Source organism: Methylobacterium haplocladii (genome assembly GCF_007992175.1).
Lineage (GTDB): Bacteria > Pseudomonadota > Alphaproteobacteria > Rhizobiales > Beijerinckiaceae > Methylobacterium > Methylobacterium haplocladii.
The window spans coordinates 1-15,660 of record NZ_BJZT01000049.1 but is presented as its reverse complement, the minus strand read 5'-3'; the positions used below and the strand labels follow the sequence as shown (position 1 = coordinate 15,660).

Annotated in this window: 13 protein-coding genes; 10 read left to right on the top strand and 3 right to left on the bottom strand. The window is 67.5% G+C overall.

Features of this window, described 5'->3' with window-relative positions:
• Positions 1-220 precede the first annotated feature (220 nt).
• Positions 221-430 (top strand): hypothetical protein, encoded by a 210-nt coding sequence (locus tag MHA02_RS22315; RefSeq protein ID WP_170249383.1) that lies wholly within the window; start codon positions 221-223, stop codon positions 428-430.
• 110 nt (positions 431-540) lie between these two features.
• Positions 541-1,755: an alpha/beta hydrolase family protein gene (locus tag MHA02_RS20655; RefSeq protein ID WP_147082317.1), complete on the top strand. Its 1,215-nt coding sequence runs from the start codon at positions 541-543 to the stop codon at positions 1,753-1,755.
• 102 nt (positions 1,756-1,857) lie between these two features.
• Here the strand turns inward: MHA02_RS20655 and MHA02_RS20650 are convergent, their stop codons facing one another.
• Positions 1,858-3,003: an amidinotransferase gene (locus MHA02_RS20650; RefSeq protein ID WP_373318393.1), complete on the bottom strand. Its 1,146-nt coding sequence runs from the start codon at positions 3,001-3,003 to the stop codon at positions 1,858-1,860.
• A gap of 248 nt (positions 3,004-3,251) precedes the next feature.
• On the opposite strand from MHA02_RS20650, the gene MHA02_RS20645 reads away from it, so the two are divergent.
• The 7 genes from MHA02_RS20645 to MHA02_RS20615 all read left to right on the top strand — a co-directional run bounded on the left by MHA02_RS20645 (position 3,252) and on the right by MHA02_RS20615 (position 10,594).
• The gene (locus MHA02_RS20645; protein ID WP_147082289.1) at positions 3,252-4,382 is read left to right on the top strand and encodes an HpnL family protein; all 1,131 of its coding nucleotides are present in this window, start codon (positions 3,252-3,254) and stop codon (positions 4,380-4,382) included.
• Positions 4,373-5,002 (top strand): MlaC/ttg2D family ABC transporter substrate-binding protein, encoded by a 630-nt coding sequence (locus MHA02_RS20640; protein ID WP_238180438.1) that lies wholly within the window; start codon positions 4,373-4,375, stop codon positions 5,000-5,002. Before MHA02_RS20645 ends, MHA02_RS20640 begins: the two co-directional genes overlap by 10 nt.
• A 101-nt stretch (positions 5,003-5,103) precedes the next feature.
• Positions 5,104-6,300 (top strand): bacteriohopanetetrol glucosamine biosynthesis glycosyltransferase HpnI, encoded by a 1,197-nt coding sequence (gene hpnI / locus MHA02_RS20635; RefSeq protein ID WP_147082287.1) that lies wholly within the window; start codon positions 5,104-5,106, stop codon positions 6,298-6,300.
• A gap of 107 nt (positions 6,301-6,407) precedes the next feature.
• Positions 6,408-7,841, top strand: a complete 1,434-nt coding sequence (hpnJ, locus tag MHA02_RS20630; protein ID WP_147082285.1) for a hopanoid biosynthesis associated radical SAM protein HpnJ — start codon at positions 6,408-6,410, stop codon at positions 7,839-7,841.
• 150 nt (positions 7,842-7,991) lie between these two features.
• Positions 7,992-8,837 (top strand): hopanoid biosynthesis-associated protein HpnK, encoded by an 846-nt coding sequence (hpnK, locus tag MHA02_RS20625; protein ID WP_147082283.1) that lies wholly within the window; start codon positions 7,992-7,994, stop codon positions 8,835-8,837.
• A gap of 282 nt (positions 8,838-9,119) precedes the next feature.
• Entirely contained in the window at positions 9,120-9,938 is an 819-nt protein-coding gene (locus MHA02_RS20620; protein WP_147082281.1) for a YfdX family protein, read from the top strand.
• A gap of 185 nt (positions 9,939-10,123) precedes the next feature.
• Complete coding sequence (locus tag MHA02_RS20615; protein ID WP_174804698.1) at positions 10,124-10,594, top strand: hypothetical protein; 471 nt, start codon at positions 10,124-10,126, stop codon at positions 10,592-10,594.
• 23 nt (positions 10,595-10,617) lie between these two features.
• Here MHA02_RS20615 and MHA02_RS20610 read toward each other — a convergent pair whose 3' ends face one another.
• Positions 10,618-13,272 (bottom strand): MMPL family transporter, encoded by a 2,655-nt coding sequence (locus MHA02_RS20610; protein WP_147082277.1) that lies wholly within the window; start codon positions 13,270-13,272, stop codon positions 10,618-10,620.
• A gap of 581 nt (positions 13,273-13,853) precedes the next feature.
• Between MHA02_RS20610 and hpnH the strand changes: the two genes are divergently transcribed.
• Entirely contained in the window at positions 13,854-15,020 is a 1,167-nt protein-coding gene (gene hpnH, locus MHA02_RS20605; RefSeq protein WP_147082275.1) for an adenosyl-hopene transferase HpnH, read from the top strand.
• On the opposite strand, the gene MHA02_RS20600 is transcribed toward hpnH, so the two are convergent.
• Positions 14,970-15,660: phosphorylase family protein (locus tag MHA02_RS20600; RefSeq protein WP_244612434.1), on the bottom strand; the 691-nt coding region annotated here is incomplete at its 5' end. The genes hpnH and MHA02_RS20600 overlap by 51 nt on opposite strands.

Genomic DNA, 15,660 nt, shown 5'->3' with positions numbered 1-15,660 from the left:
GAAAGTAGACGGTAAACGCGCGTACGCGGCCCGGCAAAGTCTCTCCTTTTCAAGGGCTTGCGCCGTCGCTCGGAAGGGCAGGGCGCTCCGGCCCAACCAGGGGCTGCACCCTCTGTCGTCAAAAACTTATCCACCGGATTGGGGAAACATCCCGCAACGGGGCCGTTGGTTTGGTTTCATGCCCTCGTTTCGGGGCAGGAGACCAAGTGACCCGCGCCCCATGAAAACAGTCTCGGACCATTTCGGAATGCCGTTTTCCTCGTCCGTCCGTGCCTCGGAGGGGACGTTCGATAGCGCTCTACTGGGCCGCATCGGAGATGACCTTCGGCATCTCTACGACGAACTGACGGATTCCGAGCTGCCCAGCAGCTTGCGCGACCTCGCGGAGACGGTCGACGCGCGCCGGATGGATGCATCGCGCGACGCGTAGCACGCCTGCACCGGTCCGACGGTATCGAGACTCCGGGCGTCGCCTTGGACTCGAGATCTGGTATGGAGAGCGCGCCGAATTCGGCAGAGAACCGCAACGCCAGGTTCCTGATGCGCTGTAACACCGTCCTTCGTTCCGCGACCGCGGGTCTGATCCTCGCGTTGGGACTGGCCGCACCAGCGCTGTCCGCCGCGCCTCCCACGCAGCCGGCCGAAGGGCCGGGTGGGGTTGGCGACAAGACCGCCACGGTGGTCAAGCGGGGCATCGGCACCACGAATTCCTCGACCTACGCCTTCTACAAGTCCGGCCCGGCTCCCGCCGACGGGCGGCCGGTCGCAGTCCTGCTTCATGCCTGGGGCGCGACGAACCCGCGCGCCTATGGCGGCTGGATCGACCATCTCGCCCGCAACGGCTGGCTGGTGCTGTATCCGCGCTTCCAGGAACTCAACAAGTCACGGCCTTCGGATGCGACGGCGAAGGCGACGAGCGTCCTGAAGGCGGCCTTCGACGCGCTCGGCTCCGACCCCGACGCCAAGCCCGACCTCAAGCGCGTGGCGCTGATCGGCCACCTCGCCGGGGCTCCGCTCGCGGCCAACCTCGCGGCGGGCGCGCAGGCGGACGGATTGCCGGCGCCGAAGCTGGTCTACGCCGTCATGCCCGGCGGCATCGCCCGCGACCCGAAATCCCGCGGCATCGCGCTGAACGATCTCGCGACGATCCCGGCGGACACGCTGATGCTGGTGGTGATCGGCGACAAGGACGCGCGCGCCGCCGACATGGCCGGCCGCCGCATCCTGCGCGAGGCCAGCGCTGTCGGCGGAGATCGCAAGCTCCTGGTGCGCGCCCTCTCGGACGATCACGGCTTCCCGGCGATGACCGCGACGCTGTCCTCGCCGGCCGGGATCGACGCCGCCTACGACGGCACGTCGATCACCGTTCCGCCGGAGCCGAAGGACTTCAAGCCGCCGCCGTTCAAGTGGTCGCCGGACGTGACGCTCACCGGCGAGCAGTCGACCCTGGTGCAGCAGATCAACAATGCCCGCGCCGACGCCCTCGACTACCTCGCCTACTGGCGCACCTTCGACATGGCCGCCGCCGCCGCCTTCGCCGGCAAGGACGGGGCCAAGCTCAAGGCCGATGCGAATTTCAGCGACATGCAGCGCTGGGCGGACGGCTGGCCGGTGAAGCGCCTCGGCGTCGAGATCCCGAAATTGACGACGCCTGTCCCCGTCGCCACGCCGACGGCGGCTCCCGTGCCTGCCGCCGGGCGCGCAGCCGCGGGTCGACGCAGCCCGACCGCGCCGCGCGCCGCCGAGAGGCGCTGAACTCGCCCACCGGGGCGATCGTCCCGGATTGCCGCGCATTCCCTCGCCCCGCTTGCGGGGAGAGGGGGATGCGCACCCCCGAACCGGTGGGCCGGTTACGTCCTAAAAATACGACTTCAGCACGCCGCGGCGGCGCACGTCGAGCGTGGCGCAGTGGAACGAACCGCCGAACGGGCCGTAGCTGAGGAACGGCGCCGGGATCGGGTCGAAGCCCCAATCCTTGAGCGCCTTGATCAGCGTCGGCTGGCTCTGGTCGACGACGATCTTCTTCTCGTCGATGGCGAGCACGTTGATCGAGGTCCAGGGCGAGCACATCGAGATCTTGCTCATGAAGCCCGAGACCGGGTCGGGGCGCGGCGCGATCAGCACGTCCCACTTCTTGAGGACGGCCGGCAGCTTCTCGACGTCGATGTAGTCCGGGTTCACCAGGACTTTGCCCGGCGCCAGCGGCATGAACGACGAATCGATGTGCATCGGCTGCGGGCAGCGGCTCTCGATCTCGTGGATGCGGAAGCCGGAGCCGAGGTGGCGGCGCAGCCACTCGATGCCCATCAGGTTCGTCACGTTGGAGCGGGTCACGAACAGGTCGCGGCCGCAGCGCACGAAGTCGGCCGCGTCAAAGACCGGCTCGAACTCGTTGACCGTGAACTGCATCGGCTCGCCGGCCTTCAGGTTCGGCACCCGGTAGTCGTAGTTGTAGAGGTCGTCGGTGAGCTGAGGCCGCGGCGCGCTCGTCCAGCGGGCACCGGCGCGGAAGTATTCCTTGAACAGCGCACGGTAGGCGTCGCCCTCGAAGTAGCGCGAGCGCCAGCACATCGGGCTCTCGATGATCTCGTCGCCGATCACGAGATAGGGGTCGCGCGGGCAGGCGACGCAGAAGCCGCGGGATGTCCAGCGCGGCGCCTTGAACTTCTTCGAGAAATCCACCGTGTCGGGCCGGCGCACCTTCACGCCTTCGCCTGCGAGGATGCCGATGAAGTTGTCGAGCTCCTGCTGCGCGAGCTTCTTCATGAACTTCGGGTACTTCCAGCCCGAAGCGAAGCGATAGAACGGCTGCGCCGCGCGGGGCAGGTTGAAGATCACGGTGAGGTGGTGGGTCGGGATCGTGGCGCCGTCGAGCGAGCCGACGATCACCTCCTCCAGCGGGTCCCATTCGTTCCAGGCCATGACCGGGCTCTGCGGTGCCGGCACGTCCGAGCGCAGCTCCTGCAGGCCGCCGTAGTTCCGGGTGTATGCATCATCGAGCATGGCGTTCTCCGCCATGTTGGACGCGTCGCGTTCCATGGATAATCCCCCTCCGATCAAGGTCCGCGGTCGTTGCTATGGGACTGTTGCCCATCTGCCGCTTTGACCTTCGGTGTGTCTCCCGGGTGATAGACAGCGCTTCTTAAAGCTGCAACTTGCCTTGATCCTGATCGCCCCCAACGGCCGATTTGAGCCGGAAACGCGGCAAGACAACAACACCTCGCACCATCGCCGGTAGCGGAAAGAGGGCCATGAAGCACCTCACGACCCTGGCACTGATCGCAGGCGTATGCACCGTCGTCGGGCTGTTCCTCTCCTCGGGACTGACCGACGTCTGGGCCGCCGTGCTGAGCGCGGGTTGGGGTGCGCTCGCCGTCATCGTCGCCCGCTTCCTGGCCGTGGCCTGGGCGGGACTCGGCTGGTTCGTCGTGTTTCCAAGCCGTGAGCGCCCGAGCCTGAAGGACTGCATCACCCTGCGTTTCGTCCGCGAGGGCATCAACACCCTGCTGCCGGTAGCGCAGGTCGGCGGCGACTTCGTCGGCGCGCGTCTCCTGGCGAAGCGCGGCATCTCCGGCAGCCTCGCCGGCGCCTCGATGTTCGTCGACCTGATGACGCAGGCGCTGACGCAGCTCCTTTTCACGATCGCCGGCCTCGGCATCCTGATCTGGCTCGCCGGCGACGGTCCGGTGGTGCGCGCGGTCTCCGGCGGCCTCGCGCTGGCCGTCCCGGCGCTCGGCGCCTTCTACCTGATCCAGCGCCGCAGCGGGCACCGCCTGATCCAGGCGGCGCTGACCCGCTTCGCGTCCGGCCGCGAATGGCGGGCGCTGGGTGCGGTCGACGTGCTCTATGCCAACCTCAAGCGCCTCTACGGCAACGGGGCGCGCTTCGGCAACGCCGTGTTCGTGCATCTCCTCGGCTGGGTGATCGGCACCTTCGAGGTCTACATCTGCCTGCATTTCATGGGCTATCCGGTCAGCTTCTTCGAGGCGATCGTCATCGAGAGCCTCGCCCAGGCCGTGCGCGGCGCCGCCTTCGCGGTCCCCGGCGCGCTCGGAGCCCAGGAGGGCGGCCTGATCGCGCTCTGCGCCATCTTCGGCATCCCCACCGAGGCGGCCCTCGCCCTCTCGCTGGTGAAGCGCGCCGCCGACCTCGCCATCGGCCTGCCGAGCCTCGTCCTCTGGCACCGCCTCGAAGGCCGCGCCAGGAAGGAGGCGCAGCCCGTCACCACCCCGGAGACGAACCAGGACGGATTTCGCGACCGGATCATCGGCCGCAGCTTCGAGCCGCCGCCGCGGGTTCCCGCCTACGGCTACGCCGCGAACGTCCCCGTCCATTCCCGTCCCGTCGACATCGAGCGCGGAGAGCTGAAAAAGTGCGCCTGACCCGACGCAGCCTGTCCACCGTCGCCTTTCTCGTCGCCGGCGCCGTCGCGCTGGCCGGCATGCCCCAGGGCGCGCATGCCGCCGACGATCCTGCCGTCGCCTCGGTGACCAAGCTCTACGCCAAGGTCGAGGAGGCGCTGAAGGGCGGATCGAGCGACCTGAAGAGCCGCATCGACGTGATCGGCCCCACCTTCAAGGAGGTGTTCGACACCTCGGCCATGGTGCCGGTCGCCGTCGGTCCGAAATGGAAGGCTTTGAAGCCCGAGCAGCAGGGCGCGGTCACCGACGCCTTCACCACCTACTTCACCACGCTCTACGCCAACCGCCTGTCGCAGGCCGCCGGCGGCAAATTCGACATCAAGCCCGGCGCCGAGGCGCGGGGGGCTACCAAGATCGTCCATTCCAAGATCACGACCAAGGACGGCGACGACACCGACGTCGACTACGTCGTCAACGCCGACAACAAGATCCAGGACGTGCTGCTCAACGGTACCGTCAGCGAGGTCGCCTCGATGCGGGCCGGCTTCAGCGAGCCCCTGAAGAAGGGCGGTGCGGACGCACTCGTGAAATATTTGCGCGAGCGCACCGATGGGATGCTCGCCGCCAAACCAAAGCCTTGAATCGCACCGAGACGGCTTTCCAGCCGAGGCTTCTCGCCCAAGACGATCTTCAAGCGTCCCTGGCGACACCCGACATCCGACCGGACCCGAGCAACGCCGCCATGGACCTCACGAGCCTCTCGGCCTGGATCTCCCCCCTGCTGCTGCTCGTGGCAGTCGCCGGATGCGTCTATGCCCTGATGGCCGCCGCCATGGCCGGCCGCTTCGCGCGGCGTGCCGTGCCGGTGCTTCCCGAGGGCGCCGCGCGCCCCTCGGTGACGATCCTGAAGCCGCTCTGCGGCATGGAGCCGAACCTCTATTCGAACCTCGAGAGCTTCTGCCGGCAGGATTATGCCGGTCGCGTGCAGATCGTGTTCGGCGTGCAGAAGTCGACCGATCCGGCGATCCAGACCGTCGAGCGCCTGCGGGAGGCCTTTCCGGCCCTCCGCCTCGACCTCGTGATCGACCCGAGCCAGCACGGCGCGAACCGCAAGGTCTCGAACCTCATCAACATGTCGGAGAGGGTCGCCCACGACGTCGTGGTGCTCGCCGACAGCGACATGGTGGTGAAGCCGGACTACCTGGAGCGCGTGGTCGCCGAGCTGTCGCAGCCGGGCGTGACCGGCGTAACCTGCCTCTATCACGGCGTACCGGCCAACCGCGGCGTCTTCGCCCACCTCTCGGCGCTCGCCATCGACGTGCAGTTCGCCCCGAACGTCATCGTCGGCACCACCCTCGGCCTCGCCAACCCCTGCTTCGGCTCGACCATCGCGATGACCCGCGCCTCGCTGACGGCCATCGGCGGTTTCCGCGCTTTCAAGGATGATCTCGCCGACGACTACGCCATCGGTGAGGCCCTGCGCGGCCTCGGCGGCGAGGTGGCGATCCCGAACTTCACCATCGGCCATACCTGCGTCGACACCGAGCTCTCCGGCCTGTGGCGGCACGAGCTGCGCTGGAACCGCACCATCCGCAACGTCGATCCCGCCGGCTATGCCGGCTCGGTCGTGACCCACGCCTTCCCGCTGGCGCTGATCGCGGCCCTCGTTCCCGGCGCCGGCACGGGCGCGCTGACGGTGGCCGCGCTGGCGCTCGCCTGCCGGATCCTGCTCTGCCTGCGCATTGAGAGCGCCTTCGGCCTGACCCCGCACGCCTACTGGCTGTTGCCGATTCGCGACATGCTGTCCTTCATCAACTTCACCTGGAGCTTCGTCTCGGGTGCGGTGACATGGAAAGGTCACGATTACCGTGTGGTTGCTGACGGGACGCTGATCCCGGAGCACGTCATCGGTTCGGAAACCGGCGCGACTTCCGTCTAATCTTCGAAGACTTCAGACGAACGAATCGCGGACTGCAAATCGCCGTTTTCGCCCTGCACTCCGTCCTCACCCACACGACTCCTCACGAGCCCGAAGGCCGCTACTCGATGCGCACGCTCTTCCTCCAGGCCCCCACCTTCGACGGCTTCGACGGCGGCGCCGGTTCGCGCTACCAGGCCAAGCGCGAGATCAAGTCGTTCTGGTACCCGACCTGGCTGGCCCAGCCGGCCGCGCTCGTGCCGAACTCGAAGCTGATCGACGCGCCCCCGCACAACATCAAGCTCGCCGAGATCGTGGCCCAGGCCAACGACTTCGACCTCGTCGTGCTGCACACCTCGGTGCCGTCCTTCAAGTCGGACGTGAAGACGGTCGAGGCCTTGAAGGCTGCGAACCCCAAGCTCATCGCCGGCCTGATCGGCGCCAAGGTCGCGGTCGACGCCGCCGGCGCCATGGCCCAGGCGCCCTGCATCGATTTCTGTGCCCGCAACGAGTTCGACTTCACGGTCAAGGAAGTCGCCGACGGCGTGCCGATGTCGCAGATCAAGGGTCTGTCCTATCGCGACGAGAACCGTGTCGTGGTCCACAACGAGGACCGCGAGATCATGACGGACATGGATCAGCTTCCCTTCGTCACGAGCGTGTACAAGCGCGACCTCGAGATGGAGAAGTACTTCATCGGGTACCTCAAGCACCCCTACATCTCGTTCTATTCGGGCCGTGGCTGCAAGAGCCGCTGCACCTTCTGCCTCTGGCCGCAGACCGTCGGCGGGCATACCTACCGCACCCGCTCGGTCGCCCACGTGATCGAGGAGATCAAGTATTGCCTGAAGGAGTTCCCGCAGACGAAGGAGTTCTTCTTCGACGACGACACCTTCACCGACAACCTGCCGCGCGCCGAAGAGATCGCTCGTGAGCTGGGCAAGCTCGGCGTGACCTGGTCGTGCAATGCCAAGGCGAACGTGCCCCGCGAGACCCTGAAGGTGCTCAAGGAGAACGGCCTGCGCCTGCTGCTGGTCGGCTACGAATCCGGCAACCAGCAGATCCTGAACAACATCAAGAAGGGCATGCGCGTCGAGGTGGCCGAGCGGTTCACCAAGGACTGCCACGACCTCGGCATCGCCATCCACGGCACCTTCATCGTCGGCCTGCCCGGCGAGACCAAGGAGACGATCCAGGAGACGATCGCCTTCGCCAAGCGCATCAACCCGCACACCATCCAGTGCTCGCTGGCCGCGCCCTATCCGGGCACCTTCCTCTACAAGCAGGCGGTCGAGAACGGCTGGCTCGACGTCGAGAACGCCGAGCTCGTCGATGAGAACGGCGTGCAGATCGCCCCGCTGCACTACCCGCACCTTTCGCATGCGGAGATCTTCGCGGCGGTGGAGGAGTTCTACAAGAAGTTCTACTTCCGCGCCCCGAAGATCGCCTCGATCGTCTCCGAGATGGTCCGCTCGCCCGACATGATGAAGCGCCGGCTCCGCGAGGGCGTCGAGTTCTACCGCTTCCTCAAGGATCGCCAGGGCACCGCCAAGGCCGCCTGAGCTTTTTCTTCTCTCGATATCGCGGCCGGGCCTCACAGCCCGGCCGTTTTCGTTTACGGGGTCCGGGGCCTGAGGCCCCGACGATCTCCAGGGCTCCGCCCTGGACCCGCGAGAGGGCTTGCCCTCTCGGCACCCATGACAGGAGCCTGCGTGAAACGACTGGTGGTGACGGCCGACGATTTCGGGCTGAGCCGCGAAGTGAACGAGGCCGTCGAGCAGGCGCATCGCGAGGGCATCCTCACCGCCACGAGCTTGATGGTCTCGGCACCGGCCGCAGCGGATGCCGTGGCGCGGGCGAAGCGCCTGCCGCGCCTGCGGGTCGGCCTCCACCTCGTCCTGGTCGAGGCATGGCCGACCCTACCGCCTGCACAGCTGCCGGACCTCGTGGATGCCCGGGGCCTGATGCGCCGCGACATGGGCCGCCTCGGCTTCGACCTTGCCGCCAAACCCGCCGCCCGCCGCCAGCTCGCCGCCGAGATCACGGCGCAGTTCGAGGCCTATCGGGCCACCGGCCTGCCGCTGGACCACGTCAACGCCCACAAGCACTTTCACGTGCATCCGCTGATCGCCGGGGCCGTACTCGCAATCGGATCGCGCTTCGGCATGAGGGCGATCCGGGTGCCGCGGGAGCCGCGCGCGCTACTCCGCCTCGCCGAACCCGGTGCACGCCCGCGCCCGGCGTTGGACATCGCCCCCTGGGCCGGCCTGCTTGCCGCGCGCGCCCGTCAAGCCGGTCTGCTCATCCCCGACCGCACCCTCGGGCTCGCCTGGTCCGGTGCGATGACGCCCGCCCGCGTCGCCGCCCTCCTGCGCCACCTGCCGGACGGCCTCACCGAGCTCTACACCCACCCCGCCACCGCCGGCGGCTTCGCGGGGGAGGCGCCCGGTTACGTCTATGCCGCCGAGCGCGATGCGCTGATCGCGGCGGAGGCGCTGGAGGCTGTGGCGCGTTCGGGAGCCGCCAGCGGTGGGTTTTCGGACTTTTTCCCGACTTGACGGCGAACCGATATTTTCGGTTTTCCGAATGCGGGGAAGCACGTACGCATTGACAGTGTTGATCTATTTATATTCTGCAGTTATGTCTTATAGAATAGTTTCGATATCAATATTAACGCGATAGATTTAGTTATTGTGTTCATTTACAATAGCATGTCCAGATCATTACAGAGAATTAACGCAACTGAGAATCGGGTGGAACGTTCGCCCATCAGCCCAGGGCATCGAGCAGCCGGCAACCCCGACAGCCCCGCCGGATGGGCCGTTCTCGGAGGTTCGATCATGAAAAGATTCGATCTCGTCGCCAGTCTGCTCGCCGCCTCGACGATCGTCGCCGGTGCGGCCTACGCGGCCGATCAAGCCGCGGCGCCGCCCACTGCATCGCAGAGCAGCCCGACCGTCCAGCCGGGCAGTGCGGCGCAGAAGGCGGTCGACCAGTACGCCGTGAAGCTGTCCTCCGACGGCGCAGGGGCCTTCCGCGACATGCATCTGGCGCGGCTCGCGATCTTCGACGCCGACCCGGCGCAGGCCAAGACCCTCGTCGGCAAGGCCCGGACCGCGCTCGCGACGGCGAAGACGGACGAGAGCGTCTTCACGAAGGCCGAAGCCGATCTCAAGCCGCCCGGCGCCGCGAAACCCGCCGCCGCGCAGTCCAAGTCCGGGGGCACGGCCTCGGGCACCGACATGACGAAGCCGGTCACTTGGCTGCCCGTCGACGGGCAGCTGGTCCTCGGCGAGGACTTCATCGCCACCCCGCAGAAGTCCGCGGCGGTGGCCGACGCCAATCAGTCCCTGGAGAAGGGCGACCGGAAGGGCGCCACCGAGAAGCTGAAGCTCGCCGGCATCGACGTGAACTTCACCATGGCCGTGCTGCCGCTCGACAGGACGACGTCGGACGTCGATCAGGCCGCCACGCTCTTGGATCAGGGCAAGTATTACGAGGCCAACGCGATCCTGAAACAGGCGGAAGACGGGATGCGCTTCGACATGGTCGACACGACGGCGATTCCGCAGAAAGCCGCGGCCGCGACGGGAACGGCGGCCCCGGCGGCCAAGGAGGGCCAGACGACGTCCGCCACGGCGAAGCCCTCGACGCATTGAACCCGCGAATGCAGGGGCCGCCCTTGCTGGCGGCCTCGCCGCGTCCGGGGCGGGACCGACCGATCGGTGCGATCGCCGATGTCGGCTCCGCCCGCACTCACCGAAGAGGGCCGCATATGCACGTTGACCGTAAGGCGGATCGGAGCGGCGGTGTCGTCGCGCGCCGGGCCGCTCGGCTTTTCGCGATGGCCGCAGCCATCGTCGGCCCACCGGCGTCGGCGGCAGGCCTCGATTGCGGTCCGCCACCAGCTGCTCAGGCAGAGGCCGACGCGGCGCTCGGCAAGGCGATCACCGCACCCGCCCGCGATGCGGCATCGGACAAGACGCTGGCCGAGGCGATCGGGCGATTGCAGGCCGCCGGTCTGCGCAAGGCCCTCATCGTCGACCACGCGGTCGCCGCCTATTGCCCGCTCGTCGCGCGGGAGGACGGCATCTCGCTCGACCGGAAGCAGGAAGACGTCCGCCGCTTCGCGTCGGACGTGACCAGCATGCTCTACGGCTCTCTCGACCCGTCGCAGGCCGAAACGGCGATCATCCTGTCGCTGCCCGTCAAACCGGCCCTGTCCGACCGGATCGCGGCCGCCGCCGCCAAGGCCGGACAAAGCCGCGATGCCTGGATCCGAGGCGCGATCGAGGCCAAGCTCGCCGGCAATTGACCGGCACGGTCGCCCGTCAGTCCCTACTTCACCGCCACCGGCTCCCGCGCCGCCCTGTCTACGGCCGGCGACTTCCTGGCATCCTCGCCCTCGGGCCGCTTCGCATCCGGCTGCTTCGGCGGTGGGCCGAGGAAGGCGGGGACGACGAAGAACGCTGCGATCAGCGTGAAGAACAGTGACAGTGCGAGCAGCTTGCCCATGCTGGCGGTGCCCGGGTGGCTCGACAAGACCAGCGAGCCGAAGGCGGTGCCAGTGGTGAGCGCCGAGAAGAAGATCGCCCGCGTCAGGCTGGAGGCGAGCATGTCGGCGACGCCGGCCCTCCAGGCGATCACGTAGTAGATGTGGAAGGCCACGCCCACGGCGAGCATCAGCGGCAGGGCGATGATGTTGGCGAAGTTCAACGGCATGCCGATGAGGTGCAGCGTCATCAGCGTCCACAGGGTCGCGAGCACCAGCGGCCCGAGCGTCATGGCGACGTCCCAGGGTTTGCGGAGCGCCACCGAGAGGATGATGAAGATCAGCGCGAGCGCGGTCAGGCCGGCCTGGACGAAGGCGCCCAGAATGGTGTGGCTCGACTCCGTCGTCGCGATCGGCGCGCCGGTGGCGTGCGGGGCCACCGTCTGGACCTGCTTGGCGAAGCGGCGCAGCACCTCGTCGTTGTTGGAATCGCCCTTGGGATGGACCTCGATGCGCGAGCGCCCGTCGGCGGTCACCCACTCGGCCTTGAGCTGCGGCGGCAGGTTCTGCAGCGTGATCTTCTCGGGGTTCAACAGGCCGCCGAGGCGGCGCAGCAGCGTCTTGAGGTCGGTGGTCAGGGCGACCGAGGCAGCCTCGCGGGTCGTGACGGGGGCGGCGGCAAGCTTGTCCAGCGTCGCGGAGAGGGCGCCCGCGGCCTTTCCGCCGGCCGACTTGCCGTCGTCGACGCTTTTCAGCGCCGCGGCGGTCTCCTTGATCGCCTTGACGTTCTCCGCGTCCGTCGGCGGCGGCTGCTTCTTGCCGGGGTTGAGTGCCGGCCCGAGCAACTGCGCCGTCTCGGCGATGGTCTGGAGCTTCTGGTCCTGGTCGCGCGGCACGAAGGTGTCGATGTTGATCACCTTGGCGACCGAGGCGAGCTTGAGCAGCCTGTCGGAGAGCTCGGGCACCGCGTCGACATTCGGCGCCAGCACGTCGACCGTGTTCGGGCTCGTCGCCGGATCCTGGATCAGGTCGAGATAGGTCGCGATCGATTCGACCTTCGAGCTGCGCAGATGCATCGGGTTCGAATCGAAGGGCAGCTTCAGTAGGAGCGGGATGCCCGCGACCGTGATCAGGCCGACGCCGATCAGCACGTATCTGCGGTTCTCGACGATCCAGTGGTCGGCGCCCGCGAGCCAGGTGGTCTCCACGGCGCGCTTCTCGCCGCGCGGATGGAACACCGCGATCAGCGCCGGCAACAGGGTCAGGGCGAACAGGTAGGCGACGATCATGCCGACACCGGCGATCAGGCCCAGCTCGGAGACGCCGCGGAACTTGGTGGGCAGGAAGGCGAAGAAGCCGGCGATCAGCGAGATCGCTGCGAGCGTCAGGGATACGCCGACGCCGCGCGCGGCCGCCCGGATCGCCGCGCCGACCTCGCCGACCTCGTAGCGGTCGGCGCGGTAGCGCACGGCGAACTGGATACCGAAATCGATGCCGAGCCCGACGAAGAGCGCCGCGAAGGCCACCGAGATCGGATTGAGCTCGCCGACCATCAGCAAGCCCAAAGCCGCCGTGACGATGAGGCCGGCGAAGGTGGTGATCAGGACGCCGACCACCAGCGGACCGGACCGCAGCGCCAGGAACAGGAACAGGACGATGGCGGCGGTGGTGATCGAATAGTTCAGGAAGGCGTCGTCGGAGAGCGTCGCGAACTCGTCGTCGGCGACCGCGACGGGGCCGGTGAGCCGCATGCGCAGACCTTCGGCCTCGGTGATCTTGAGGTCCTTGGCGACGTTCCGGATGAGCTTCGTGGCCTCGCGGCCGGGCTCGAGCGCGTTGTAGTCGAGCACCGGCTGAATCATCACGAACTTGCGCTTGTCCGTGGTCTCGGACTTGCCGCCGGCAAGAAGCTCCTGCCAGGACATCCGGGCCGGGTTGCCGGCCAGCACCGTCTTCAGGGTGTCGTCGATCCGGGTCATCGGCTGCTCGAGATCCTCGAGCTTGGCGTCGCCAGATTTCACGCCCTTCGCGCCCATGGCGAGCACGCGCATGATGCCGCGCAGGGACGGATCGGCCGCGAGCGGTCCGAGCAGGCCCTGCTGCTCGATGAGCTTCTCGGTGGTCTGCTCGAGCTCCTTCTGCGACATCAGCAGAAGGCCGTTCTTGTCGAAGAACGGGCCGCCATCCGGCCGGTAGACCGTGTCGATCTGGTCCTTGTGGACGGCCAGCGCCTTGGCGAGTTCGACGGCGGCTTCCTCCGCGATCTCCGGCGTCCGGCCATCGATGACGGCAACGACGAGGTTCGAGCGCTGCGGGAAGGCCTTCTCGAACTGGATCTCGTCCTGGCGCCACGGCACGCTGGGCTCGATCAGCCGCTCGACATCGGTGTTGATGCGGAACAGGTGTGCGGCGACGCCCCCGCTCGCGGCCGTGATCAGCGCGATCATGGCGATGACGAGCCAACGACGCTGTACGGAAAACGCGACGAGACGTTCGATCACGCGGTACCCTGCCTGCCTCAATCCGATCCATGCGACGCTGGCGGAGTCGGACGGCGAGAACGCCGTCTGCCCCGCGCGAACCGCCGGAGTCTCCACCGGCAGGCGCGGATCGCCCCTCCGAATCGATCCGAGAGCCGTGGCCACACGATGCCCGATCGCAGACACGCGCCGACGGGAAAGCCGGCTCGCCGGTCTGCAACGATGCCTCTCGGTGGCGCGCTAAGTACTGGTCCCAGCCCCGGAATGCAACGCGGCGGGATTTTTGCGAGGCCAGGATCCCGGCAATGCTGTATTGCATTGCAGCATTGCGTTGGAGACCTGTGACCGACCGGCGCCGTTTCGATCCTCACCCCCGCGCATCGGAGGTTTTCCAGAGGGGGCGTCGCTGTTCCGAAGGGCCTTGGCCGTCCGGCGTTCACGGGCCCGTGGTGGCTCACCGGACACGACGGCCGTGGATGCGCGGATAGGACCGCCCTTTTTCGGCCACTTCAAATTGGTTCCAGGCTACATCCCTGGAATTCAGAAATTTTTCGCGCTAAGCAGCCCCTTCGATCTCGGGGCCAACAACAAGGAGCCGCGTCTTGGGAATCCCCATACGGTATGTCGCGAAGATCGGCGGCTACATCGTCAAGCAGCACCTCACCGGGCGCAAGCGCTACCCGCTCGTCATGATGATGGAACCGCTGTTCCGCTGCAATCTCGCCTGTGCCGGCTGCGGTAAGATCGATTACCCGGACGAGATCCTGAACAAGCGCCTGCCGGTCGACGAGGCGCTCGAATCCGTGCGCGAGTGCGGCGCACCCGTGGTCGTGATCGCGGGCGGCGAGCCGCTCCTGCACAAGGATCTGCCCCAGATCGTGCAGGGCATCATCGCGCAGAAGAAGTTCGTCATCGTCTGCACGAACGCGCTGCTGCTCGAGAAGAAGATCAAGGACTACAAGCCTAGCCCGTACTTCACCTGGTCGATCCATCTCGATGGCGACAAGTCGATGCACGACCAGTCGGTCTGCCAGCGCGGCGTCTACGACAAGGCCGTCGCGGCGATCGCCAAGTCGAAGGAGATGGGCTTCCGCACGACGATCAACTGCACGTTCTTCAACAATTCCGAGCCGGACAAGATCGCCGACTTCTTCGACAGCGTGACCAAGATGGGCGTCGACGGTATCACCGTCTCGCCGGGCTACGCCTACGAGCGCGCGCCGGACCAGCAGCACTTCCTCAACCGCCAAGCGACCAAGAACCTGTTCCGCGGCGTCTTCCGCCACGGAAAGGAGAAGGGCCGCGAAAAGTGGACCTTCCAGCAGTCGGGCCTCTTCCTCGACTTCCTGGCCGGCAACCAGACCTACCACTGCACGCCGTGGGGCAACCCGACGCGGACGGTCTTCGGCTGGCAGAAGCCCTGCTATCTCCTCGGCGAGGGCTATGCCGCGACCTTCAAGGAATTGATGGACGAGACCGACTGGGATTCGTACGGCACCGGCAACTACGAGAAGTGTGCCGACTGCATGGTCCACTCGGGCTACGAGGCCTCGTCGGTGGTCGATTCGGTCCGGAAGCCCTGGAAGCCGGTGCTGCACGCCATTCGCGGCATCAGGACCGAGGGCAAGATGGCGCCCGAGATCAGCCTCGAGAACCAGCGTCCGGCCGAATACGTCTTCTCCCGGAACGTCGCCCAGAAGCTGTCCGAGATCAAAGCCTCAGGCGTCGACACCAAGCGTGAGACCCAGAAGCGCGCGAGCGCGGCTTAAACCACGGAACGCCTCGCCCGAATCCCGGGCGAGGCGCACCAGCTCCCGGATCCGGGCCTCGCGCCGCACCAGTGCGGCGAGGACACCCAGGATATCGGGATCGCCGTTCGGCTTGAGCGCCGAAGCTGCGAAGGCCGGCAGGGCGCGCTCGGCCGGATCGCACACCACGCGCAGCACCGCGAAGGGCAGGCCGCGCCGCGCCGCGAACGCCGCCGCCACGTGCGATTCCATGTCGACGATCGCTGCGCCGGTGCGGGCGCGCAGGGCGGACTTCGCGCCGGTCGTCAGGACCGCCGCTTCCACGCCCGCCACCTCCGCCGTAACCACACGCGGGCCGAGCGCCGCGAGCCGCTGCACGTGGGCCGCGACGATGGCGGGATTGCAGGGCAGGCGCCGGTCGGCCGCCCCATCCGCCACGATCACCGCCGTTCCGAGGACGACGTCGCCGGGCAACAGGCTCGGGTCGAGGCCGCCGGCGATGCCGAAGCTGATCACAGCGCGCAACGGCGCATCGGGCAGGAGGGCGAGCTTGTCGCGCAGCGCGGCGGGACGGCCGCCCGCCTGAAGCGTCTCGACACCTTCGCCGGCGGCGATCCGCGCCTCGCGGGAGAGCCCCGCGACGGCGAGGACGAAGCCGGAT